Origin of the sequence: Kosakonia pseudosacchari (assembly GCF_900184035.1) — a bacterium.
Taxonomy (GTDB): Bacteria; Pseudomonadota; Gammaproteobacteria; order Enterobacterales; family Enterobacteriaceae; genus Kosakonia; species Kosakonia pseudosacchari.
Window position 1 is genome coordinate 22,323 of sequence record NZ_FXWP01000023.1, and the last position, 25,053, is coordinate 47,375.

At 55.0% G+C, this 25,053-nt stretch carries 23 protein-coding genes; 14 read left to right on the plus strand and 9 right to left on the minus strand.

All coding sequences use genetic code 11. The features are described from left to right. Positions 1-489: 489 nt before the first annotated feature. The 3 genes from metF to metB form a co-directional block, all read right to left on the minus strand. Positions 490-1,380, minus strand: coding sequence for a methylenetetrahydrofolate reductase (gene metF / locus BN2591_RS18140; RefSeq protein ID WP_017459628.1), 891 nt, complete (start codon positions 1,378-1,380; stop codon positions 490-492). 208 nt (positions 1,381-1,588) lie between these two features. Continuing rightward, on the minus strand, positions 1,589-4,021 hold the full coding sequence (locus tag BN2591_RS18145) for a bifunctional aspartate kinase/homoserine dehydrogenase II (RefSeq protein ID WP_086873291.1): 2,433 nt from the start codon (positions 4,019-4,021) through the stop codon (positions 1,589-1,591). A 2-nt stretch (positions 4,022-4,023) separates the two neighbouring features. Continuing rightward, positions 4,024-5,184 carry a cystathionine gamma-synthase gene (gene metB, locus BN2591_RS18150; protein WP_086873292.1) on the minus strand — a complete coding sequence of 387 codons (1,161 nt, stop codon included), beginning with the start codon at positions 5,182-5,184 and terminating at the stop codon, positions 4,024-4,026. 262 nt (positions 5,185-5,446) lie between these two features. Between metB and metJ the strand changes: the two genes are divergently transcribed. Further along, the gene (gene metJ / locus BN2591_RS18155; protein ID WP_007369220.1) at positions 5,447-5,764 is read left to right on the plus strand and encodes a met regulon transcriptional regulator MetJ; all 318 of its coding nucleotides are present in this window, start codon (positions 5,447-5,449) and stop codon (positions 5,762-5,764) included. 303 nt (positions 5,765-6,067) lie between these two features. Here the strand turns inward: metJ and rpmE are convergent, their stop codons facing one another. Then, on the minus strand, positions 6,068-6,280 hold the full coding sequence (gene rpmE / locus BN2591_RS18160) for a 50S ribosomal protein L31 (protein ID WP_007369223.1): 213 nt from the start codon (positions 6,278-6,280) through the stop codon (positions 6,068-6,070). A gap of 207 nt (positions 6,281-6,487) precedes the next feature. On the opposite strand from rpmE, the gene priA reads away from it, so the two are divergent. The 7 genes from priA to rraA all read left to right on the plus strand — a co-directional run bounded on the left by priA (position 6,488) and on the right by rraA (position 14,479). After that, entirely contained in the window at positions 6,488-8,680 is a 2,193-nt protein-coding gene (gene priA, locus BN2591_RS18165) for a primosomal protein N' (RefSeq protein WP_086873293.1), read from the plus strand. A 124-nt stretch (positions 8,681-8,804) separates the two neighbouring features. After that, positions 8,805-9,830 carry a DNA-binding transcriptional regulator CytR gene (gene cytR, locus BN2591_RS18170; RefSeq protein ID WP_086873294.1) on the plus strand — a complete coding sequence of 342 codons (1,026 nt, stop codon included), beginning with the start codon at positions 8,805-8,807 and terminating at the stop codon, positions 9,828-9,830. 94 nt (positions 9,831-9,924) lie between these two features. After that, positions 9,925-10,941, plus strand: a complete 1,017-nt coding sequence (gene ftsN / locus BN2591_RS18175; RefSeq protein WP_086873295.1) for a cell division protein FtsN — start codon at positions 9,925-9,927, stop codon at positions 10,939-10,941. A 92-nt stretch (positions 10,942-11,033) separates the two neighbouring features. Further along, on the plus strand, positions 11,034-11,564 hold the full coding sequence (gene hslV, locus BN2591_RS18180; protein WP_020455959.1) for an ATP-dependent protease subunit HslV: 531 nt from the start codon (positions 11,034-11,036) through the stop codon (positions 11,562-11,564). Positions 11,565-11,573: 9 nt separating this feature from the next. Beyond that, entirely contained in the window at positions 11,574-12,905 is a 1,332-nt protein-coding gene (gene hslU / locus BN2591_RS18185; protein ID WP_086873296.1) for an HslU--HslV peptidase ATPase subunit, read from the plus strand. 66 nt (positions 12,906-12,971) lie between these two features. Next, on the plus strand, positions 12,972-13,901 hold the full coding sequence (gene menA / locus BN2591_RS18190) for a 1,4-dihydroxy-2-naphthoate polyprenyltransferase (protein ID WP_086873297.1): 930 nt from the start codon (positions 12,972-12,974) through the stop codon (positions 13,899-13,901). A gap of 92 nt (positions 13,902-13,993) precedes the next feature. Next, complete coding sequence (gene rraA / locus BN2591_RS18195) at positions 13,994-14,479, plus strand: ribonuclease E activity regulator RraA (protein WP_020455956.1); 486 nt, start codon at positions 13,994-13,996, stop codon at positions 14,477-14,479. Positions 14,480-14,632: 153 nt separating this feature from the next. Here rraA and zapB read toward each other — a convergent pair whose 3' ends face one another. Continuing rightward, positions 14,633-14,878: a septal ring assembly protein ZapB gene (zapB, locus tag BN2591_RS18200; protein ID WP_086873298.1), complete on the minus strand. Its 246-nt coding sequence runs from the start codon at positions 14,876-14,878 to the stop codon at positions 14,633-14,635. 493 nt (positions 14,879-15,371) lie between these two features. Here zapB and BN2591_RS18205 point away from each other — a divergent pair, with 493 nt between their 5' ends. The 4 genes from BN2591_RS18205 to fpr all read left to right on the plus strand — a co-directional run bounded on the left by BN2591_RS18205 (position 15,372) and on the right by fpr (position 19,710). Beyond that, positions 15,372-16,220 (plus strand): MIP/aquaporin family protein, encoded by an 849-nt coding sequence (locus tag BN2591_RS18205; protein WP_017459641.1) that lies wholly within the window; start codon positions 15,372-15,374, stop codon positions 16,218-16,220. A 21-nt stretch (positions 16,221-16,241) separates the two neighbouring features. Further along, positions 16,242-17,750, plus strand: a complete 1,509-nt coding sequence (glpK, locus tag BN2591_RS18210; protein ID WP_086873299.1) for a glycerol kinase GlpK — start codon at positions 16,242-16,244, stop codon at positions 17,748-17,750. Between the two features lie 106 nt (positions 17,751-17,856). Beyond that, complete coding sequence (gene glpX / locus BN2591_RS18215) at positions 17,857-18,867, plus strand: class II fructose-bisphosphatase (protein WP_017459643.1); 1,011 nt, start codon at positions 17,857-17,859, stop codon at positions 18,865-18,867. A 96-nt stretch (positions 18,868-18,963) separates the two neighbouring features. Continuing rightward, positions 18,964-19,710, plus strand: a complete 747-nt coding sequence (fpr, locus tag BN2591_RS18220; RefSeq protein ID WP_086873300.1) for a ferredoxin--NADP(+) reductase — start codon at positions 18,964-18,966, stop codon at positions 19,708-19,710. Here the strand turns inward: fpr and BN2591_RS18225 are convergent, their stop codons facing one another. Continuing rightward, positions 19,711-20,130, minus strand: a complete 420-nt coding sequence (locus BN2591_RS18225; RefSeq protein WP_086873301.1) for a DUF805 domain-containing protein — start codon at positions 20,128-20,130, stop codon at positions 19,711-19,713. A gap of 113 nt (positions 20,131-20,243) precedes the next feature. Between BN2591_RS18225 and BN2591_RS18230 the strand changes: the two genes are divergently transcribed. Further along, entirely contained in the window at positions 20,244-20,843 is a 600-nt protein-coding gene (locus BN2591_RS18230) for a YiiQ family protein (protein ID WP_086873302.1), read from the plus strand. Positions 20,844-20,950: 107 nt separating this feature from the next. Beyond that, positions 20,951-21,718, plus strand: a complete 768-nt coding sequence (tpiA, locus tag BN2591_RS18235) for a triose-phosphate isomerase (protein WP_017459647.1) — start codon at positions 20,951-20,953, stop codon at positions 21,716-21,718. A gap of 39 nt (positions 21,719-21,757) precedes the next feature. On the opposite strand, the gene BN2591_RS18240 is transcribed toward tpiA, so the two are convergent. The 3 genes from BN2591_RS18240 to BN2591_RS18250 form a co-directional block, all read right to left on the minus strand. Then, entirely contained in the window at positions 21,758-23,062 is a 1,305-nt protein-coding gene (locus BN2591_RS18240; RefSeq protein ID WP_086873303.1) for an SLC13 family permease, read from the minus strand. Positions 23,063-23,135: 73 nt separating this feature from the next. Beyond that, a complete protein-coding gene (locus tag BN2591_RS18245) occupies positions 23,136-23,894 on the minus strand; it encodes a CDP-diacylglycerol diphosphatase (RefSeq protein ID WP_086873304.1) in 759 nt (252 codons plus the stop codon). Between the two features lie 122 nt (positions 23,895-24,016). Further along, positions 24,017-25,006 carry a sulfate ABC transporter substrate-binding protein gene (locus BN2591_RS18250; protein WP_017459650.1) on the minus strand — a complete coding sequence of 330 codons (990 nt, stop codon included), beginning with the start codon at positions 25,004-25,006 and terminating at the stop codon, positions 24,017-24,019. Positions 25,007-25,053: the final 47 nt, after the last annotated feature.

The window sequence follows — 25,053 nt, forward strand, 5'->3', positions numbered from 1 at the left end:
ACGGTCTTGTACGAGATGGGCCACCCAAACTGTCCTTTCTGTATAGCCGCAAGTGGACTGCCTCCCGGTAGACGATTCTGCCTTATAGTTTTAGCGCAGGAGGAGTGTATGGACACACCAGGCTTTATGCCTGAATTTATGAAAGAAGCCCTTAACACCTTTGCCAGAGCCGTCTTAATGCACCGTCCTGGCAAAATAAAATCGTGGAGCGGAAAATCAGAGTTACCACGACGACTGGACTTACGCTGTTTACCACGGCGATCCCGTTGTGCAATACCGTAGCCATTAACCCGCTGAAAGGGAGAAATCTGCTTCTCATGAACAATAGCTGTCACACTTATCTCCGTCTGGCTGGGAACATACCAACCTGACAGGAGATTAAATCTGGCAAAATAATAAAATCTTGCTATAGGAAAGTAATGACCTTTACGCTTAGTCGGTACAAAAACTTAACGTAGAATGCCTTCCGTTTCCCAAATGGAGCCTTTTTTACACGGCCGGGCGAACGCCCAGGGTATGACAAATGGCGTAGCTCATTTCGGCGCGGTTCAGCGTATAGAAGTGGAAGTCTTTCACCCCTTCGCGGCTTAAAATTTTCACCATATCCATGGCGATATTCGCGCCCACCAGCTTGCGGGTTTCCGCGTCATCATCCAGGCCGTCGAACATCTGCGACATCCACGCCGGGATACGCACATTGGTCATATCGGCGAATTTTTTCGCCTGCTTAAAGTTGGAGACCGGCAGGATACCCGGCACGATCTCCACATCAATACCGGTTGCCGCGCAGCGATCGCGAAAACGCAGATAGCTTTCCACATCGAAGAAGAATTGCGTAATCGCGCGGCTCGCGCCCGCATCCACTTTTCGCTTCAGGTTCAGCAGATCGGCCTGCGCGCTTTTCGCTTCCGGGTGAACTTCCGGGTAAGCGGCGACGGAGATATCGAAATCCGCGACCTCTTTTAACAAGGTCACCAGATCGGCAGCGTACATATCCGGCTTACCGCCACCCGGCGGTAAATCGCCGCGCAATGCCACAATGTGGCGAATGCCGTTGTTCCAGTAATCCTGCGCGATAGTACGCAATTCGTCACGCGTGGCATCGATGCAGGTCAAATGCGGCACCGCTTCCAGCCCGGTGCGATCTTTGATGCCTTTAATGATGCTGTGTGTGCGATCGCGCTCGCCTGAGTTTGCACCATAGGTCACCGAAACGAATTTCGGCTTCAGGCTGCTTAAACGATCGATGGAGTGCCATAAGGTCTGTTCCATTTCACTGGTGCGCGGCGGGAAAAATTCAAAGGAAACATTAATCTGGCCGTGAACTTCCGCCAGGCTCTGATTCAGGGCTTCCCGCTGGTTGGCGTGAAAAAAGCTCATACCTTACCTCATCAATCGCATGTCATTGTCTGTTGTCTTGTGAACTTCTATACGTTTAGACGTCCAGATGTAAAAATGACGGAAAACGCTCGGGGCGTCAACAGGAAAATCACCATTCTGTGTGAGGAATGTTCAGCGAAGATGAAAAAAATTCAGGATGCCGCAGCAGTGTCCTCTCCCCGAACAGGGAGAGGATAAGAGAAAGGAACTACAGTAACTGTGCGAGGCGATTGATATCTGACTGAATAGCGCCAGCGGTCACATCGCGACCCGCGCCTGGCCCGCGGATCACCAGCGGATTGTCGCGATACCAGCGACTTTCAATGGCGAATACGTTATCCCCCGGCAAAACCGCCGCCAGCGGATGTTCCGGGCGAACAGCCTCAACGCCGACGCGCGCTTTACCGTTAGCATCAAAACGCGCCACATAACGCAGCACCAGCCCCATTTCACGGGCAGCTTCCAGCCGCTGCACCATTTGCTCGTTCAGTTCCTCGCCGTTTTCGAAAAAGTGATCGACCGATCCCTCTTCGCAGCCCGCCGGGACTAAAGACTCCACGCGCACCTGATCAGGCTCGATGTCGTAACCGGCTTCGCGGGCGAGGATCACCAGCTTGCGCATCACATCTTTACCGGAAAGATCGACGCGCGGGTCCGGCTCGGTCAACCCTTGCTGCCAGGCCTGATCCACTAAATCGGTAAACGGCACGGTGCCGTCGAATTGCAGGAACAGCCAGGAGAGCGTACCGGAGAAAATACCGCTAATCGCCAGAATCGCATCCCCGCTTTCACGCAGGTCGCGCACGGTATGATTCACCGGCAGACCGGCGCCAACAGTCGCGTTATAGAGCCAGCGGCGACCGGTTTTTTCGAACGCATCATGGATCTGACGATAGGTATCCGTCGTGCTGGCCCCGGCCAGTTTGTTAGCGCTGATCACATGGAAGCCGTGGCTGGCGAAATCCAGATACTGATCCGCCAGTTGCGAACTGGCGGTGACATCCAGTACCACCAGATCATCGTAAGGGTGGGCGCGCATCCACAAAAACAGCGACTCCTCATCCTGCTCCACCGCTTCATCATTAAAGAACGCCAGCGCACGGCTGGCATCCAGCCCATCGTAGCTCAGCAAGCTGCGGCGGCTATCCACCACGCCCGCCAGCACAAATTCAAAACCGGTACGCGCCGACAACGCGCTCTGCTCGCGCGAGAACAGCTCCAGCCAGCGGGAACCGATATTGCCTTTGCCAAACAGCACCAGACCAATGCGTTTCTCCGCGCGGAACAGTGACTGGTGCAGCCCCTGAATCAGGCTTTCCGTCGGGCCAACGCGCAGCACGGCGACCAGGCTAATGCCTTCGTCAGATTGCCAGATAAACTCCACCGGCTGGCCTTTAAGTTGCTGCCAGAAACGGTGGCTGTGCAGCGGGTTGCGGCACACGCCTGCCCCCACCATCGCCACTAACGCCAGACCCTGGCGCAGACGCAATTCACCCGGTAAACCGGCTTCATCAAGCAGTTTAAAGACGCTATCGACCACTTCTGAGGTGTAGCAAAGTTGCAGCAGGTTACGGTCAGCATGTGCGCCAACCGCCAGCGGGCGCACCTGCGCACGCTTAAGGATCAGGTCAATCTCTTTGTGCGCCAGTTTAAAGTCCTGCCCGGACGGCACCAGGAACTCAATCAGGCAGACGTCATCATGGCTGGTGACAATTCGCGCCCCGGTGCCGGAAGCCAGCACGCGTTCAATGCGTGTTGACCCCTGTTCCGGGTGGTAACTACAGCGCAATTGCAGATCGATATTGCTGCCGGAAACCGGCTGTAAGGTACGCGCATGCAGCACCGGTGCCGCCAGGCGCGCCAGCTCGCTGGCCTCATCAAGGCGCAGCAGCGGTAACAGGCAGGCATCTTTCACTTTACGCGGGTCCGCACTGTAAACACCAGCCACGTCACTCCAGATGGTGACGCGGGTGACGTCGCCCAGCGCGCCAATTTGCGTGGCCGAGTAGTCCGAACCGTTACGCCCCAGCAGCACGGTTTCGCCAGCGTCGTTGCGACTGATAAAGCCGGTCACGACGATACGTTTGCCCGGATACTGTGCCAGCAGTTGTTGCAGCAGAGGATAAGAGGCACCTTCATTCACCTGCGGCTGCGCCGCACGTTCAGCACGCAGGAAATCTCGGGCATCCAGCCAGGCGGCATCCAGCCCGTGTTGATTCAGCACGGCGGACATTAAACGCGCCGACCAGATTTCACCATGGCCAACCACTTCGGCGTAAACCGCGTCGGTAATGCCGCCATCCAGCAGCACCGCCAGGTGCTCAAGATCGTGAATAAACTCGCTGGTCAGACCGTCGGCGATCGCGGCAGGCAACAGCCCGCTGATTAAATCACTCTGGTAACGACGCAGCGATTGTTGTACCTGATGCGCAGAAAGCCTGTCAGTCTGGCTCAATTTCAGCCAGTTGATCAGCTGGTTGGTGGTGCTGCCTGCGGCCGAGACAACCATCATGTCGCCCGGTTGTGAATACTCCGCCATGATCCCTGCGACGCGCAGGTAACATTTCACATCCGCCAGACTACTCCCACCAAATTTGTGCAGCTGACGAGCCTTCGTCCCTGCCTGCGCAATCACACTCATGTTTACCCCTCAGCTGCGACCCGGAAGCCATTTTCCAGATCGGCAATTAGATCTTCACTGTTTTCAATACCGGTTGAGATACGCAGTAGCGTCTCAGAAATTCCCGCTGCGGCGCGCGCTTCCGGCGCCATGCCTGCGTGGGTCATTGTGGCGGCGTGGGAGATGAGACTTTCTACCCCGCCTAACGATTCCGCCAGCGTAAACAACGATAGACCACTCAGGAAACGGCGTAGCGTTTGTTCGTCGCCATCCAGCTCAAAACTTAACATCGCGCCAAAGCCTTTTTGTTGACGCGCAGCAATCTCGTGCCCCTGATTATCCGGCAGAGATGGGTGGTACAGTTTTTTCACCAACGGCTGTTTTTGCAGGAAATCGACGATCGCCTGAGCGTTACGCTGCGCCACTTCCATGCGCGGCGACAACGTACGCAGACCGCGCAACAGCAGATAGCTGTCGAAGGCGCTGCCGGTGACGCCAATGTTATTCGCCCACCATGCCAGTTCGGTGACAGTCGCCTCATCTTTCGCAATTACCACGCCCGCCACCACATCGGAATGGCCGTTAAGATATTTGGTGCAAGAGTGCAGCACCAAATCCGCACCCAGCGCCAGCGGGTTTTGCAACGCCGGGCTCAGGAACGTGTTATCCACCACGCTAATTGCGCCAGCTTCACGCGCAAGCTGGCAAATTTTCGCGATATCCACGACGCGCAACAATGGGTTGCTTGGGCTTTCGACCAGCACCAGCTTCGGTTGTTCCGCCAGCGCCGCTTTCAGTGCCTGCTCATCGCCTTGATCAACAAATTTCACCCGGTAGCAGCCGCGTTTCGCCAGACTATCGAACAGGCGATAGCTGCCGCCATAGCAGTCGTGCGGCGCCACCAGCAGATCGCCAGGTTTGAGAAAGACTGTCGTCACCAGGTGAATCGCCGACATGCCGGTATTGGTCAATACCGCGCCCGCGCCACCTTCCAGTTCCGCCAGCGCGCGCTGAACCACATCACGCGTTGGGTTGCCGCGACGCGAATAGTCATGCGCACGAGGTTCGTTAAAGCCGGTGAAATTATAAGTACTGGAGAGATGAATAGGCGGGACAACGCAACCGTACTGCTCGTCATCGTTCAATCCGCTACGCACTGCGATGGTGGCCTGTTTACGCGTCATGGTGAAGGCTTCCTGGCTTAATGGATGAAAAGTCTCACGACAGAGTAAACATTGCGACAATAGACGTCAATACATCTGGACATCTAAACTTCTTTGCGTATAGATTGAGCAAAAGTACAATAGCCGTTAAAATTATACGCTTTAGTACCGGTAGCTGAGCGATACACCGTGTCACCATGTTGACTCTACGGTAAACTACGCGGAATTACGGCCCGGCGGTGTCCGGGTTTAGACTAATGACTGAGAGGATTAAAGGTATCTCATGGCTGAATGGAGCGGCGAATATATCAGCCCATACGCTGAGCACGGCAAGAAGAGTGAGCAAGTAAAAAAAATTACGGTTTCCATTCCTCTTAAGGTGTTAAAAATCCTCACCGATGAACGTACCCGTCGTCAGGTGAACAACTTGCGTCACGCCACTAACAGCGAGCTGTTGTGTGAAGCGTTTTTGCATGCGTTTACCGGTCAACCCCTGCCGAACGATGAAGACCTGCGTAAAGAGCGCAGCGATGAAATCCCGGAAGAGGCGAAAGTGATTATGCGTGAACTGGGGATCGACCCGGATACGTGGGAATACTGATCGCAACAAAAAAGGGCGGGAAATATCTTCCGCCCTTTTTGTTTATCTCATCGGCTTACTCAAAAGCGCGTCACTTCCGGATGCACTTCAGCCAGAGAGAGCAGGTAAGACATCAATACGTTTTTCACAGCCGTCAGCAAATCACTCATTTTTTCGCTCGGGTTTACAGAAGTGGATGGCGAAAAGAATATGCTCGTTTTTTAATCAGAGCAATATTTTTGTGACATCAATCACAAATACTCACCCGTTCGGCAAAACGCAGAGACAAAAAAAGCGCCTTTCGGCGCTTTTTTCTTTGGCAACTTATTTGCTGCCCGGGATGCTGAAGCGTTTGTTGAAACGCTCAACACGACCACCAGTATCAACAACACGTTGTTTACCAGTAAAGAACGGGTGGCATTTGCCGCATACGTCCAGGTTCAGGTCGTGACCCACGGTGGAGTGGGTTTTGATCACGTTACCGCAAGAACAGGTTGCAGTAATCGCTACATAATTCGGGTGAATACCTTTTTTCATGGGAAACCTCAGTTTAAGGCCGCGTCGCTCTTCCAGCCCTAACGCCAGACACCACGCGAGTTAATATGTAAGTGTATCTTTGGCACGTTCAAAACGCATCAAAGGCGGCGAATCATACAGAAATTAACCAGCACATGCAAACTGATCCGCTCGCCCGTAGCAACAATGTGTATACTATCCCGCCAGTTTTCAAGTCAGGATGATGAGATGCCCGTCGCCCGCGTTGCGCTATCTGTACCGTTGCCCCGCACGTTCGATTACCTGTTGCCGGATGAGATGTCCGCGCGCGCGGGTTGTCGCGTGCGTGTGCCGTTTGGTAACCAGCACCGTGTCGGTATTGTGATGGCTGTGGGCGACGAAAGCGAGTTACCGCTGGCCGACCTCAAAAGCGTGGAAGAGGTGCTCGACAGCGAACCGGTTTTCCCCCCGGCGGTCTGGCGGCTGTTGCTGTGGGCGGCGGATTATTATCACCATCCGATCGGTGATGTGTTGTTCAACGCTCTGCCCGTTCTGCTACGTCAGACGAAACCGGCCAGCGCGGAATTTCAGGGCTACTGGTTTGCGACCGAGCAAGGCCAGGCGGTGGACATCAACCGCGTCAAATCAGCCAAACAACAACAGGCACTCTCGGCGCTGCGAAAAGGCAAAATCTGGCAGCATCAACTGGCAGCGCTGGATCTGAAAAGCGTTACCCTGCAAGCGCTACGCGCCAAAGGCCTGGCGGAGATGAACAGCGAAACGCCAGCCTTTAACGACTGGCGCACGACGTTTTCCGTTAGCGGCGACCGGCTGCGCCTGAACACAGAACAAGCCACCGCTGTTGGCGCGATACACAGCGCCGCCGATCGCTTTTCCGCCTGGCTGCTGGCTGGCGTGACGGGTTCCGGCAAAACAGAAGTCTATTTAAGCGTGCTGGAAAATGTGCTGGCGCAAGGAAAACAGGCGCTGGTGATGGTGCCGGAAATCGGTCTGACGCCGCAAACTATCGCCCGTTTTCGCGAGCGTTTTAATGCGCCAGTCGAAGTGCTGCACTCCGGGCTGAACGACAGTGAACGCCTGATAACATGGCAAAAAGCAAAGAGCGGTGAAGCGGCGATTGTGATCGGTACGCGCTCATCGCTGTTTACCCCCTTTAAGAACCTTGGCGTGATCGTCATCGACGAAGAGCACGACAGCTCCTATAAACAGCAGGAAGGCTGGCGTTATCACGCCCGCGATCTGGCGGTTTATCGCGCCCACAGCGAACAGATCCCAATTATTCTTGGCTCGGCAACGCCGGCGCTGGAAACGCTGCACAATGTGCGGTCGCGCAAATACCATCTGCTGCGCCTGACCCGCCGGGCAGGCCACGCGCGACCGGCGATGCAACATGTGCTGGATCTGAAAGGCCAGCCGTTACAGGCCGGTCTGGCTCCGGCGCTGATCAACCGTATGCGCCAGCATTTGCAGGCCGGGAACCAGGTTATTTTGTTTCTTAACCGCCGTGGTTTTTCGCCTGCATTGCTGTGTCATGACTGCGGCTGGATAGCGGAATGTCCGCGCTGCGATCACTATTACACCTTCCATCAGGCGCAACAGCATTTGCGCTGTCACCACTGTGACAGCCAGCGCCCGGTACCGCGCCAGTGCCCCTCCTGCGGCTCGACACATTTATTGCCCGTTGGCCTTGGCACTGAACAGCTGGAACATGCCCTGACGCCGATGTTTCCCGGTGTACCGCTATCACGTATTGACCGCGACACCACCAGCCGTAAAGGCGCGCTGGAGCAGCACCTTGCCGAAGTGCATCGCGGCGGCGCGCGCATTCTGATTGGTACGCAAATGCTGGCGAAAGGCCACCACTTCCCGGATGTGACGCTGGTTGCTCTGCTGGATGTCGACGGTGCGCTGTTCTCAGCGGATTTCCGCGCTGCCGAGCGTTTCGCCCAGCTTTATACCCAGGTTTCCGGTCGTGCCGGGCGCGCGGGAAAAGAGGGCGAAGTGGTACTGCAAACGCACCACCCGGAACATCCACTTCTGCAAACATTGCTGCATAAAGGCTATGACACCTTCGCGGAACAGGCGCTGGCGGAGCGGCAAACCATGCAATTGCCGCCGTGGACCAGCCATGTGCTGATCCGCGCTGAAGATCAGAACAATCAGCACGCACCGCTGTTTTTGCAACAGCTTAAAAATCTGTTGCAGGCCAGCCCACTGGCGGACAACCAACTCTGGGTTCTGGGCCCGGTTCCGGCGCTGGCGGCCAAACGCGCCGGGCGTTACCGCTGGCAGTTGCTGCTACAACACCCTTCCCGAATCCGCCTGCAGCATATCGTCACGGGCGCGCTGGCCCTGATTAACACCTTGCCGGATGCACGGCGGGTGAAATGGGTGCTGGATGTCGACCCGATTGAAAGTTAAGTCTGCGAGTCGGCGTATAAAATTCAACTTTCATCACACTTTTCATGAAAATTCTGTAACCGGTGCGCTTAACTATCTGATAAAAATGTGACAACGCCTGCGCCGTGCATGCGAGGAGAACAAGGTGAAACCCAAAAATCAGGTTGCGGTAGCGACCATGAAAGATGTTGCCATGAAAGCAAAGGTTTCGACGGCAACCGTGTCACGTGCATTAATGAACCCGGAAAAAGTGTCGCAGGCTACCCGCAACCGGGTGGAACAAGCGGCAATGGAAGTGGGTTATTTGCCTCAGTCGATGGGACGCAACGTCAAACGCAATGAATCACGCACATTACTGGTGATTGTGCCGGATATTTGCGATCCCTTTTTCAGCGAGATTATTCGCGGCATTGAAGTGACCGCCGCGGAACACGGCTATCTGGTGCTGATTGGCGACTGCGCTCATCAAAATCAGCAGGAAAAAACGTTTATCGACCTGATTATCACTAAGCAAATCGACGGCATGCTGCTGCTCGGTTCGCGTTTACCGTTTGATGCCAGCATCGAAGAGCAACGCAATTTACCGCCAATGGTGATGGCCAATGAATTCGCGCCGGAGCTGGAGTTGCCGACGGTGCATATCGATAACCTGACCGCCGCCTTTAATGCCGTTAACTATTTGCAGGAACAGGGGCACCAGCGGATCGGTTGTATCGCTGGCCCGGAAGAGATGCCGCTGTGCCATTATCGCTTGCAAGGCTATGTTCAGGCGCTGCGCCGCTCTGGCGTGACCGTTGATCCGCATTACATTACGCGCGGTGATTTCACTTTCGAGGCGGGCGCGCGGGCGTTGGATCAGTTATTGATGCTACCGATGCCACCAACTGCCGTGTTCTGCCACAGCGATGTGATGGCGCTCGGTGCCCTGTCGCAAGCGAAACGCCGGGGTTTGAAAGTCCCGGATGACTTATCCATCATCGGTTTTGATAACATTTCACTGGCTGAATTCTGCGACCCGCCGCTGACCACCGTTTCGCAACCGCGTTATGAGATTGGTCGCGAAGCGATGTTATTGCTGCTAGAGCAGTTGCAGGGGCATAACGTAAGCAGCGGTTCGCGCTTGCTGGAGTGTGAATTAATCCTGCGCGGCAGCACCCGGGCGCTGAAGTAAAGGCGCGGGCTTTCAGACGCCCTCTTCTGGTCAAAACCCCGTCGCTTAAGTAACATGGCGGGCTGATAAACGAAATAAATACAGCGAAACGATAGTGGCACAACGAGATTATGTACGCCGCAGCCAGTCGGCTCCTGCGCGGCGAAAGACGAGTAACTCAAGGAAAAAACAGCGCAGCAAGTCTGCGGTCTCTCCAGCGATGGTCGCTATTGCAGCCGCTGTGCTGGTCGCCTTTATCGGTGGTTTGTACTTTATTACGCACCACAAAAAAGAAGAATCCGAGTCACTGCAAAACCAGAAAATGACCGGCAACGGCCTGCCGCCGAAACCGGAAGAGCGCTGGCGCTACATTAAAGAGCTTGAAAGCCGCCAGCCTGGTGTACGTGCGCCAACCGAACCGACGGCCGGTGGCGAAGTGCAAAAACCGGAACAGTTAACTGATGAGCAGCGCCAATTGTTGGCGCAGATGCAGGCCGACATGCGCCAGCAGCCGACGCAGCTCAACGAAGTGCCGTGGAACGAACAAACGCCGGAGCAGCGCCAGCAAACACTGCAGCGGCAGCGTCAGGCGCAGCAACAAGTGCAGATGCAACAGCAGCAGCAGTGGACGCAGTCACAGCCGGTACAGGCACAGCAGCCGCGCACGCAACCACGCGTGACGGAGCAGCCGGTGCAGCAGCAGGCGCGTACCACGCAAACCACGCCGCCGCGCCAGACGCAAAGCACAACGCAGCAAAAACCGGCCACCTCGCAACCGTATCAGGATCTGCTGCAAACGCCGCCGCATACCGCTGCAACGCCGCCGAAAACGCAACAAGCTGCGCCGGTTACGCGTGAAGTGGAAACGCCTAAGGTGCAACCGCAAACGGCTGAGAAGAAAGACGATCGCCGCTGGCTTATCCAGTGCGGTTCGTTTAAAGGCCAGGATCAGGCAGAAACCGTGCGTGCGCAGCTGGCATTTGAAGGTTTCGACTCACGTATTACCAGCAACAATGGCTGGAATCGCGTGGTGATGGGCCCGGTAAAAGGCAAAGAGAGCGCCGATGCCACCATCAGCCGCCTGAAAATGGCCGGTCACGCAAACTGCATCCGTCTCGCCGCCGGGGGTTGAAACCCCCAAAACACCCCCCATTTATAATTGCATTCTGCCCCGTACACCGTGCGGGGCGCTGTATTGTGCATTTGTAACCAAGGGGTCTGCTCGTGACAACAATCGTAAGCGTACGCCGTAACGGCCATGTCGTTATCGCCGGTGATGGCCAGGCCACACTGGGCAACACCGTAATGAAAGGCAACGTGAAAAAAGTTCGCCGCCTGTATAACGACAAAGTCATTGCGGGCTTTGCCGGCGGCACGGCTGATGCCTTCACTCTGTTTGAATTATTCGAACGCAAACTGGAAATGCACCAGGGTCATCTGGTGAAAGCGGCTGTCGAGCTGGCAAAGGACTGGCGCACCGATCGCATGCTGCGCAAGCTGGAAGCACTGTTGGCGGTTGCCGACGAAACCGCGTCGCTGATCATCACCGGTAACGGCGATGTGATCCAGCCGGAAAATGACCTGATCGCCATTGGTTCCGGCGGGCCATACGCCCAGGCCGCTGCCCGCGCGTTGCTGGAAAACACCGAGCTTGGCGCACGCGAAATTGCTGAGAAGGCGTTGGGGATTGCAGGCGATATCTGCATCTACACCAACCACTTCCACACCATCGAAGAATTAGCCTATAAAGCGTAAGGATCTCCCATGTCTGAAATGACCCCACGCGAAATTGTCAGCGAACTGGACAAACACATTATCGGCCAGGACGCGGCGAAGCGTTCTGTGGCGATTGCCCTGCGTAACCGCTGGCGCCGCATGCAGCTTGATGAAGAGCTGCGCCATGAAGTCACGCCGAAAAACATTCTGATGATCGGCCCAACCGGCGTCGGTAAAACCGAAATCGCCCGCCGCCTGGCAAAACTGGCCAACGCGCCGTTTATCAAAGTTGAAGCGACTAAGTTCACCGAAGTCGGTTACGTTGGGAAAGAAGTGGATTCGATCATCCGCGATCTGACCGATGCGGCCGTGAAAATGGTGCGTAGTCAGTCGATCGAGAAAAACCGCTACCGCGCGGAAGAGATGGCGGAAGAGCGCATTCTCGATGTGCTGATCCCACCGGCGAAAAACAACTGGGGCCAGCCGGAACAGTCGGCTGAACCTTCCGCCGCGCGTCAGTCTTTCCGTAAAAAACTGCGCGAAGGCCAGCTCGATGACAAAGAGATTGAAATCGATCTCGCTGCCGCGCCGATGGGCGTAGAAATTATGGCGCCTCCGGGCATGGAAGAGATGACTAATCAGCTCCAGTCCATGTTCCAGAACCTGGGCGGCCAGAAGCAAAAGCCGCGTAAGCTGAAAATCAAAGACGCGATGAAGCTGCTGATTGAAGAAGAAGCGGCGAAGCTGGTGAACCCGGAAGAGCTGAAGCAGGATGCTATCGAAGCCGTTGAGCAGCACGGGATCGTGTTTATCGACGAGATCGACAAAATCTGTAAACGCGGCAATACCTCTGGCCCGGATGTTTCGCGCGAAGGTGTGCAACGCGATCTGCTGCCGCTGGTGGAAGGCTGTACTGTGTCGACCAAACACGGGATGGTGAAAACGGACCACATTCTGTTTATTGCGTCTGGTGCGTTCCAGATTGCCAGTCCGTCAGATCTGATCCCGGAGCTGCAAGGCCGTTTACCGATTCGTGTTGAGTTGAAAGCGTTAACCACGGAAGATTTCGAACGTATACTGACCGAGCCAAACGCGTCTGTCACCGTACAGTACAAAGCGCTGATGGCGACCGAAGGCGTAAACATTGATTTCACCGAAGACGGCATCAAACGTATTGCTCAGGCCGCATGGCAGGTGAACGAAACCACCGAAAACATCGGTGCGCGTCGTTTGCATACGGTGCTGGAACGTCTGATGGAAGATATCTCTTATGACGCCAGCGATCTGGGCGGTGAGACGATCATCATCGATGCAGACTATGTGAGTAAACATCTTGATGCTTTAGTGGCAGATGAAGATCTGAGCCGTTTTATCTTATAATCCCGGTCACAACGTTTTCATCACATTCGATGGGGGCTTATGCCCCCATTTTTGTTGGCTGACCTTATGAACGAAACGCAATCTCTTAGCCTCACCCAGGCCTGGCTGGAAAGCCTGCGACCGAAAACATTACCGCTGGCTTTCGCCGCGATTGTCGTTGGCACAGTGCTGGCCTGGTGGCAGGGTTATTTTGATCCGCTGGTGGCGGTGCTTGCGCTTATCACCGCAGGATTGCTGCAAATCCTCTCCAACCTTGCCAATGATTACGGCGATGCGGTCAAAGGCAGCGATAAACCGGATCGTATTGGTCCATTGCGCGGCATGCAAAAAGGGGTCATTTCCCTTGCGCAAATGAAGCGCGCGCTGATGATTGTCATCGCGCTAAGCTGCATCTCCGGGCTGTTGCTGGTGACCGCTGCGACACAAACAATGGCGGATTTCATCGGCTTCCTTGCGCTCGGTGGGTTGTCGATTATTGCCGCCATCACTTATACCGTCGGCAAACGTCCATATGGTTATCTTGGTCTTGGCGATATCTCAGTGCTGCTTTTCTTCGGCTGGATAAGCGTAATGGGCAGCTGGTATTTGCAGACGCATATGCTGATTCCGGCCGTTATTCTGCCCGCGACCGCCTGCGGTCTGCTGGCGACAGCCGTATTGAATATCAATAATCTGCGCGATATCGAAAGCGACCGCGAAAATGGCAAAAATACGCTGGTAGTCCGTTTAGGGCCGGTCAACGCACGCCGTTACCACGCAGGTCTGCTGGTTGGCGCGCTGATATGCCTTGCGCTGTTTAACCTGTTTTCGCTGCAAAGCCTGTGGGGCTGGCTGTTTGTGCTGGCTGCGCCGCTGCTTATCAAACAGGCGCGCTTTGTGCTACGCGAGCTCGACCCACGCGCTATGCCGCCGATGCTGGAGCGCACGGTAAAAGGCGCGCTGTTAACTAATCTCTTGTTTGTATTAGGAATAATCCTCAGTCAAACGCATTTTTAACTGATAAATGTCAACGAACAATTGATGATTTTGCCAACAGCGCGTGATGCGCGATATACTGACTGTTCTCGCAGCAACTGAACGCTAATCCTATGAAATACGATACTTCTGAGCTTTGTGATATTTACCAGGAAGAGATCAACGTCGTGGAACCGCTGTTCTCCAATTTTGGCGGACGGTCGTCGTTTGGCGGACAAATCATCACGGTGAAATGTTTCGAGGATAACGGGTTGCTGTACGATCTGCTCGAACAAAACGGCCGTGGTCGCGTCCTGCTGGTCGACGGTGGTGGTTCAATGCGTCGTGCGTTAATCGACGCGGATCTCGCCCGCACTGCGGTGCAAAACGAGTGGGAAGGGATTGTGGTCTATGGCTCAGTACGCCAGGTAGACGACCTTGAAGAGCTGGATATTGGGATTCAGGCGATTGCCGCCATTCCGGTTGGCGCAGCGGGTGAAGGCATCGGTGAAAGCGACGTACGCGTCAATTTCGGCGGCGTGACCTTCTTCTCCGGCGACCATCTCTATGCCGATAGCACTGGCATTATCCTTTCCGAAGATCCTCTCGATATCGAGTAAACAAAAGGGCACCGTCAGGTGCCCTTCTTCTTTTTGCCGGATGGCGCTTCGCTTATCCGATGTCGCAGCACTTTCCCTGCCAATTTCGCGCTATAGCTAAGCCCGTTAATCCGGCAGCGTAGTTACCTGGATGAGACAACCCGCAAAGCGTTATCAGACTTCTTCCATGCGCCCCAGCAGCGCCTGCAAGCGCTCCTGCCAGCCGTGCTGCTGCTCTCTCAGCTGGTGGTTTTCACGCTCCAGCTCTTCACGGCTCTGCTGAGCAGACTGTACGTCCTGCGCCAGGCTATTGTTTTTCTCTTTCAGCTCTTCGATTTCCATCTGCAGCAGCGTGATGGTATCAATCGCCTGCTGCACCTTCGCTTCCAGTTTTTCAAACACTTCTAATGACATTGTCATACCTCTCCTGAGTTGCAAGGCGCTGATGGATATACACTTGCCTCTTCGCGTTGCAGTTGCGTCGCCGCTTTCTTGCAACCCAAAGATTCGTGTCTTTAAAAATCCCCGTCCCGAAAATCGGCGACGCCTTATGATATTGAGCGGATCTCGCTTGTCCCCGATTGTATGAAGCCCACCAGCCCCTGTCCAGCGCGGAGCCGCGCTGTTTGCGCTTTGCAACACTTTTCGTCCTCATCCTGGTGCAACGCGTGCGCCTGCCACTAAATTGTTAAGGCCTGGGTTACAAAAATGATTCAGCTCACATTTCGCTATGGTGCAAAAACGCGCTTCAGCGCTCGAAAACGCTCATTTTATTGACGCAGTACACACATTTTAATTTCGATATTTCTCGTTTTTGCTCGTTAACGATAAATTAACACTATGTCTACACGACATCATGGGGGAGCGATCGCCCGTGCTAACAATAACCATTACTCTTTTGCAGGATCCGATTATGAGTCAGACATCAACCTTAAAAGGCCAGTGCATCGCCGAGTTTCTCGGCACCGGGTTGTTGATTTTCTTCGGTGTCGGATGTGTCGCGGCGTTGAAAGTGGCTGGCGCCACCTTCGGCCAATGGGAAATCAGTATTATCTGGGGCTTGGGCGTGGCGATGGCCATCTACCTGACCGCAGGGGTTTCCGGCGCACATCTGAACCCGGCTGTGACTATTGCATTATGGCTCTTCGCTAGTTTTGATGGGCGCAAAGTTGTTCCCTTCATCATTTCTCAGTTTGCCGGCGCGTTTTGCGCGGCTGCACTTGTTTACGGGCTTTACTACAATCTTTTCCTCGATTTCGAACACACGCACAATATGGTGCGCGGCAGTGTTGAAAGTCTTGATTTAGCTGGTATTTTCTCAACTTACCCGAACCCGCACATCAACTTTGTGCAGGCCTTCGCCGTTGAGATGGTGATCACCGCTGTACTGATGGGCGTCATCATGGCGTTAGGTGATGACGGTAACGGTATTCCGCGCGGCCCGCTGGCACCGTTGCTCATCGGTTTGTTGATTGCGGTTATCGGTGCATCAATGGGACCGCTGACGGGATTCGCCATGAACCCGGCGCGTGACCTTGGTCCGAAAACGTTCGCCTGGCTGGCTGGCTGGGGCAACGTCGCCTTTACCGGCGGCAAAGATATTCCCTACTTCCTCGTCCCGCTGTTCGGGCCGATCGTAGGCGCGGCGCTCGGCGCATTCGGTTATCGTAAACTGATTGGTCGCCATCTGCCGTCTGGAACCAGTGAGGCGGCGGAAGAAAAAGGCACCGCCTCCACGACTCAACAAAAAGCTTCGCTGTAATGTGACTACGGGAACATAACCATGACTGACAAAAAATATATCGTTGCGCTCGACCAGGGCACTACTAGCTCCCGCGCCGTCGTGATGGATCATGACGCCAACATCATCAGCGTTTCTCAGCGCGAGTTTGAACAAATTTATCCGAAGCCAGGCTGGGTTGAGCACGACCCAATGGAAATCTGGGCATCGCAGAGCTCTACGCTGGTAGAAGTATTAGCGAAAGCGGATATCAATTCCGACGAAATCGCCGCTATCGGCATCACTAACCAGCGTGAAACCGCGATCGTCTGGGAACGTGAAACCGGTAAGCCGATTTATAACGCAATTGTCTGGCAGTGCCGCCGTACCGCTGATATTTGCGAAAAACTGAAACGCGACGGCATGGAAGAGTATGTACGCAACGCCACGGGTCTGGTGGTTGACCCGTATTTCTCCGGCACCAAAGTGAAATGGATCCTCGATCACGTTGAAGGCTCGCGCGAACGTGCGAAACGCGGCGAATTGCTGTTCGGTACTGTTGATACCTGGCTTATCTGGAAAATGACCCAGGGTCGCGTACACGTGACGGATTACACCAACGCCTCGCGTACCATGCTGTTCAACATCCACGAGCTGGACTGGGATGACAAAATGCTGGAAGCGCTGGACATCCCGCGCGCCATGCTGCCGGAAGTGCGTAAGTCTTCTGAAGTTTACGGTCAGACCAACATTGGTGGTAAAGGCGGTACACGTATTCCTATCGCCGGTATCGCCGGTGACCAGCAGGCGGCGCTGTTTGGCCAGTTGTGCGTCAAAGAAGGGATGGCGAAAAACACCTACGGTACGGGCTGCTTTATGCTGATGAACACCGGCGAGAAAGCGGTGAAATCTGAGCATGGTCTGCTGACCACCATCGGTTGCGGCCCGAAAGGTGAAGTGAACTACGCGCTGGAAGGTGCCGTGTTTATGGCGGGCGCATCCATTCAGTGGCTGCGCGATGAGATGAAGCTTATCAGTGATGCCTTCGACTCTGAATACTTCGCCACCAAAGTGAAAGACACCAACGGTGTGTATGTCGTACCGGCCTTTACCGGCCTGGGCGCGCCGTACTGGGACCCGTATGCTCGTGGTGCCATCTTCGGTCTGACCCGTGGCGTCAACGCGAACCACATCATCCGCGCTACGCTTGAGTCTATCGCGTTCCAGACGCGCGACGTGCTGGAAGCGATGCAGGCAGATTCCGGCATTCGCTTACACGCACTGCGCGTGGATGGCGGTGCGGTTGCCAACAACTTCCTGATGCAGTTCCAGTCTGACATTCTCGGCACCCGCGTGGAACGTCCGGAAGTGCGTGAAGTTACGGCGCTGGGTGCGGCCTACCTTGCAGGTCTGGCGGTTGGTTTCTGGCAAAACCTGGATGAACTTCAGGAAAAAGCGGTTATCGAACGTGAGTTCCGTCCGGGTATCGAAACCACCGAGCGTAACTTCCGCTACGACGGCTGGAAAAAAGCGGTGAAACGCGCGCTGGCATGGGAAGATCACGACAAATAATTAGCCTCAACCTTGCCCTCTCTCCCCGGAGAGGGGGCGGCTCAACAAACCCTCCTCTTCTCGCTGTGATAAACTTCGCTCAATTTCTTTCACTATAGAGTTTGTTATGAGACGAGAACTTGCCATCGAATTCTCCCGCGTGACCGAAGCTGCAGCATTGGCTGGCTACAAATGGCTGGGGCGTGGCGATAAGAACACGGCGGATGGCGCAGCGGTTAACGCGATGCGCATCATGCTCAACAATGTCGACATTGACGGCACCATCGTGATCGGCGAAGGCGAAATAGACGAAGCGCCGATGCTGTTTATCGGTGAAAAAGTCGGTACCGGCAAAGGCGACGCGGTCGACATCGCCGTTGACCCGATCGAAGGGACACGCATGACGGCAATGGGCCAGGCCAACGCGCTGGCAGTGCTGGCGGTTGGCGATAAGGGCTGTTTCCTCAACGCGCCGGACATGTACATGGAGAAACTGATAGTCGGTCCTGGCGCAAAAGGCGCTATCGATCTCAATCTGCCGCTGGCTGATAACCTGCGTAATGTCGCCGCTGCGCTCGGCAAGCCGCTGAGTGAACTGACGGTCACCATTCTGGCTAAACCACGTCACGACGCCACCATTGCCGAAATGCAGGCGCTGGGCGTACGTGTTTTCGCCATTCCCGATGGCGACGTTGCTGCGTCGATCCTCACTTGCATGCCGGATAGCGAAGTGGACGTTCTCTACGGTATTGGCGGCGCGCCGGAAGGTGTGGTTTCCGCGGCGGTTATCCGCGCGCTCGATGGCGATATGCAGGGCCGTCTGCTGGCGCGCCATCAGGTAAAAGGCGACAACGAAGAGAATCGTCGTATTGGCGAATATGAGTTAAAACGCTGCCGTGGTATGGGAATTGAAGCGGGTAATGTATTGCGTCTGGATGAAATGGCGCGCAGCGACAATGTGATTTTCGCTGCCACCGGCATCACCAAAGGTGATCTGTTGGACGGTATCACCCGTAAAGGCAATATCGCCACCACCGAAACGCTGCTGATCCGCGGTAAATCGCGCACCATTCGCCGTATTCAGTCTATTCACTACCTGGATCGCAAAGACCCGGAAGTGCAGCGTCATATACTGTAAGGGTATTTGTTCAATTGAGCTTTCCGGCCTTCGCGGGCTGGAAATCTCACCCGACAGACACGAAGATAAGGCAACGCTACAGAACAGGAGAAAACCATGGCGGACTGGGTAACAGGAAAAGTCACAAAGGTGCAGTTCTGGACCGATGCGCTATTCAGCCTCACCGTTCATGCCCCCGTTCACCCCTTCACTGCCGGACAATTCGCCAAGCTCGGGCTGGAAATTGACGGCGAGCGCGTACAGCGCGCCTACTCATACGTAAACGCACCGAGCAATCCCGATCTGGAGTTCTATCTGGTTACCGTACCGGAAGGGAAACTCAGCCCACGCCTGGCCGCGCTTCAGCCGGGGGACGAAGTGTTGCTGGTGAGCGAAGCCGCCGGTTTCTTCGTACTGGAAGAAATACCGGACTGCGAGACCTTATGGATGCTGGCAACCGGCACCGCAATTGGGCCGTATTTGTCGATTTTGCAGGAAGGCAAAGATCTGGAGCGCTTCAAAAATCTGGTGCTGGTACATGCGGTGCGCTACGCGGCGGATTTAAGTTATTTGCCACTGATGCTGGAGCTGCAAAAACGCTACGAAGGGAAATTGCGGATTCAGACGGTGGTCAGCCGGGAAACCCTTTCCGGTTCGCTGACCGGGCGTGTCCCGGCGTTGATTGAAAGCGGTGCGCTGGAAGAGGCCGTTGGGCTTGCGTTAAATGCCGAAACCAGCCATGTGATGCTGTGCGGCAACCCGCAAATGGTGCGCGATACCACACAGTTACTGAAAGATACCCGGCAGATGGCTAAGCACCTTCGCCGCCGTCCGGGGCATATCACCGCCGAACATTACTGGTAATCAGCGGTACTTCACATCCTGCGTCTCTTTGCCGTATTTGTTCTCTCCCTGGGTGCCAATAAACGCGCCCAGGTCAATCAGCATCATGACGATAATCACCACCGGAATGAGACGCCCCACCGTCCACTCCAGCGTACCGCCGAGTATTTGCCAGTTACCCGAAAGCAGCATCCACGCCAGCACCATCAGCAAGCCCCACGCACCGTGACGCCCCCGGTCATGCAGGCGTTTTACCATCACGCAGGTTGTCGGCCAGATCAGACACACCAGGATAAATGCCGCCATTTGAAAATCGAGCATGCCACCGTTGGCGAGCGTGAACAGCACCGTCATACTCAACACCCACAGGATCACCCAGACCCAAAAATCACGACGCCCAATGCGCCCTTTAAAAGAGAACAACCACTGCTGTATGCCCATGTAAGGTTCCTTATTATCGTAGTGCTGCGTAGTTTACCCTGGCGGCGGGAGTTTTTGACAAGCCAGCCCGATATCGTTTTAATCGTGAGCAAACTCAACAGAGGGCGATGTGAATGAAAGCATGGCGTTATCCCATTTGGCTGCTCTTTTCCGCGCTGGTTTTCAGCATGCCGGTTCATGCAGAAGAGCCGCCGACCGCCACCACTGCGCCCTATTTATTGCCGGGCGCGCCGACATTTGACCAGTCGATTAGTCAGTTTCGCGAGAAATTCAACATTGATAACCCGACGCTGGCACTCAGTGAATTTCGCGCGGTGGATAGCCGGGGCGATCAGGCGAACCTGACGCGCGCAGCCACGAAAATCAATGATTACCTCTACGCCTCAACGGCGCTGGAGCGCGGTACGCTGAAAATCAAATCAATGCAGATTACCTGGCTGCCAGTGCAAGGCCCGGAGCAAAAAGCGGCGAAAGCAAAGGCTCAGGAGTATATGGCGGCGTTTATCCGTGCCTTTTCACCGACGCTAACCGCCGCGCAAAGTACGCAAAAGCTGCAAAAATTGCTGACTAACGGCAAAAACAAACCTTACTACGCCGAAACGGAAGGTGCGATTCGCTATGTGGTGGCAGACAACGGCGAAAAAGGGCTGACCTTCGCTGTTGAACCGATTAAGCTGACGCTATCTGATTCGCTGGAAGAGAACAATAAATGACAAAAAGCAAAGCCTTTCAGGGGATGAATCTCTATACTGTTTCACAGACCATGCTGCCCTGAGGGGCGGCCATATTCCTTAATTCGCCAAGCGCGTGGAGAGTAAAAATGCGACATCCTTTAGTGATGGGTAACTGGAAACTGAACGGCAGCCGCCACATGGTAAACGAACTGGTTGCAAACCTGCGTACCGAGTTGGCTGGCGTAACGGGTTGTGCTGTCTCAATCGCTCCGCCGGAAATGTATCTCGATCTGGCTAAACACGCCGCTGACGGCAGCCACATCGTACTGGGCGCGCAAAACGTTGACGTTAACCTGTCTGGCGCATTCACCGGCGAAACCTCTGCCGAAATGCTGAAAGATATTGGCGCGAAATACATCATCATCGGCCACTCTGAGCGCCGCACTTACCACAAAGAATCCGACGAGTTGATCGCTAAGAAATTCGCGGTGCTGAAAGCGCAGGGTCTGACGCCGGTTCTGTGTATCGGTGAAACCGAAGCAGAAAACGAAGCCGGTAAAACCGAAGAAGTGTGCGCACGTCAGATCGACGCCGTGCTGAAAACGCAGGGTGCTGCGGCATTCGAAGGCGCGGTAATTGCCTACGAACCGGTTTGGGCTATCGGTACCGGCAAATCCGCTACCCCGGCTCAGGCACAGGCTGTTCACAAATTTATCCGTGACCACATTGCTAAAGCCGACGCGAAAGTGGCTGAACAAGTGATCATTCAGTACGGCGGTTCCGTTAACGCTGGCAACGCAGCTGAGCTGTTCACCCAGCCGGATATCGACGGCGCACTGGTTGGCGGCGCATCCCTGAAAGCGGACGCTTTCGCGGTGATCGTTAAAGCGGCAGAAGCGGCAAAACAGGCGTAATGCTGTTTACCCTCTCCCTGCCAGGGAGAGGGTTTTCTCTTACAATTTCCCCAGCACGCTAAACCACGCGTAATCCAGCGGTAACAACACCAGATACGTCACCACCGCCAGTGCCAGACAGAGCAGCATCCCCGATCTCGCCGGGACTTTGCCGAGCGCCATCGCCACCACAATCGGCGACGCCTGATACGGCAACAGCGGCGTGGAGTACCCCAGCACCTGAATCATGATCACTGACAGCAACGGAAAACCGGTGGCGTCGGCGAAACTCTGCGCAAGCGTAGTAAACAGCGCCGGTACGCCGTTCGCGGTCATAATGAAATTGAGAGCCGTGGTAATACCGGTTAGCGCCAGGAAACTGGTAAACGGCCGCGCCGGATCGAGCGGCATCACGTGCAGCAGCGCGTCACCAACGGCACTACCGATCCCGGTTTGCGTCACAGTAATCGCCAGGCCGAGAATGCCCGCCACATAGATACAAGTGCGAATGTTCACGCCGCTGGCGAACTCATCGCCAGTGATAAAACCCACGCGCGGCAACAGCGTCACACAGGCAGCAGCAAGCCCCGTCCATGCAGGGCCGATGCCGTGCCAGCTTTCGGTAACCCACAGCGTCAGCACCACTGCCAGCATCCACGCCAGTCGTTTCTCTTCCCGGCTCATCGGTTCAGAAGGGGTTTGTTCACGGGCGGCGCGGGGCCGACCAGGAAAAAGCCAGCAAATCAGGCCAATCAAAATCAGCCCTTTTAAAATGCCAAGCACCGGCGTATGCAGCAGCAGATAAGGCACATAGTTAAGATGAATGCCGTAAGAGCCTTCTGCCGCGCCGCTCATCACCAGGTTTGGGACGTTGGCGGGCAAAATGGTTGCCGATAACTGAAAAGTGCCAAAACCGACCGCCAGCGCCAGTCCATACCAGGAGCGCGTCCCTTCGTTAATGCCTGCGCGCGCTGCCATTGCTGCGACGATTGGCATCAACAACGCAATGCGCCCCATGTTCGAAGGCATCACAAACGCCAGGGCGTAACTGAGCAGTACAACGCTTGCGACCATTTGCAGCCATGAGTCGGTCAGCTTTGCCGATAATGCTCTCGCCGCCCGATCCGCCAGCCCGGTTTTGCGTATTGCCACACCGAGCACAAACCCGCTGAATACCAGCCAGAAGGCCGATGAAGCGAAACCGCCAAAAATGACTTCCGGCGGCGCAATTTTCGCCACCATCGCCGCCGTAAAAAACAGCAACGCGGTGATAAATTCCGGCAATAACGAGGTGGCCCACAGCACGATGGTGATGCCGACAATGACAGAGGGAAGGAACAGAGGGTGAGCAAACCAGAGCGACATGCCTGTCTCCTGTAGATTTTTTCAGCAAGTCTACGGTGACAGGCAGGCGGAGTAAACGTGAATTATGGTGGGGTTATTTCAGGATATCGCATTGATGATCCTGAATTTCCTCTGCCGATGCGCGGTTAAGCGCTAACAGATTGCGCTCGGTGGCCAGCAACACAAACGAGCCATCGGCCTGCTGCGCCATTGCCAGCGCGAAGCGTCCCATATGCGCTTTTGCTTCCGGCACTTCTTCTGCCAGCATCACAAACGGGCTGCGTTGCACCAACTCTTCTTCCGTCACGCGGCGGGCTAAATATTGATGACCGAGCAGACCGCCCGGAAACGCCAGCCACTGGCTACTGATGCGTGCCGCATTGTCATTCAGTTCCGTGCGCACATCGGAACGCAGGCAGGAGATATGAATATGAAAATGGTTCTGCGTGCGCCCGAAGCGTGAATTAATGGTCAACGAGATCGCGCTGTCCGGCACCGGGCTGCCACGCAGTTTGCTCATCACATCGCGGGATTGCCACGCTTGCCAGAAGAAGTTGGGCGTTGTCGGTTGCAGCAGCAACGGGCTTTCCGTGCCGTTGATGCGGTACGTTGGCATCAGCAAAAACTGCAGCGGTCCATTACGATCTTTCATCAACACATAGCCGCTTTTCAGGTTCACCTGGGCGCAGGGGGTCGGCGAGTTATGCTCACGCATATTCGGTAAACATTGTTCGGTGACGATATGGCGCAGTGCATCCGGGTTACCGCTGTTTTTAAACCATAACCACGCTCCCGCCGCTGCCAGTAAGGCCAGCACCAACAGAACAATGACGATGCGACGCACTTTTTTCATTTTTTCCGCTTCCTTAGCTGAAAGAACCGGAATGATAGCGCAAATTGCAAGGCAAGTTGAAAATCCTGGATTTTACGCAGATGAAAAGCAAAACGCCCTCTTACAAGGGCGTCCGGGGGAGATTAACGTTTACTGATTTGGTCGAACGTACCGCCGTTAGAGAAGTGCTCTTTTTGCGCCTTCGTCCAGCCACCGAACACATCATCAATGGTGAAGAGTTTCAGTTTCGGGAACGCGCTGGCGTATTTCGCCGCTATCTGCGCGTCACGCGGACGATAGAAGTTCTTCGCGGCAATCTCCTGGCCTTCCGGCGAGTAGAGATATTTCAGATAGGCTTCCGCAACTTTCTCAGTCCCTTTCTTCTCTGCTACTTTGTCGACAACGGAGACGGTCGGTTCTGCGAGAATAGATTCGCTCGGGGTGACAATTTCAAACTTGTCTTTGCCCAGTTCATTCGTTGCCAGCAGCGCTTCGTTTTCCCACGCAATCAGTACATCGCCGATGCCGCGCTCAACAAAGGTATTGGTCGCACCGCGCGCGCCGGAATCCAGCACTTCGACATTTTTAAACAGCGCTTTGACGAACTCTTGCGCTTTTGCCTGATCGCCGCCGTTCTGATGCAGCGCATAGCCCCAGGCTGCCAGGTAGTTCCAGCGCGCGCCACCAGAGCTTTTCGGGTTCGGCGTGATCACAGAAACGCCCGGTTTAATCAGATCGTTCCAGTCATGAATCTGTTTCGGGTTGCCTTTACGCACCAGGAAAACGATGGTCGAGGTGTACGGAGCGGAGTTATCCGGCAGGCGTTTGATCCAGTTTTTATCGATACGACCACGCTCTGCAATCGCGTCAACATCGTAGGCCAGCGCCAGAGTGACCACATCGGCGTCGATACCGTTGATAACAGAGGTTGCCTGTTTGCCGGAACCGCCATGGGACTGACGGATCACAACGTTGTCGCCAGTCTCTTGTTTCCAGTGCGCGCTGAAGGCTTTGTTGTATTGCTCATACAGCTCACGCGTTGGATCGTAAGAGACGTTTAATAACTGGATATCCTTTGCCAGAACGCTGGTAGAAGCCAGCAGTAATGTAATCCCCAAGCCCCATTTATTCATCGCCCACTCTCTTAAGGTTATCGATTTTGATGTGGTCAGACTGCCAG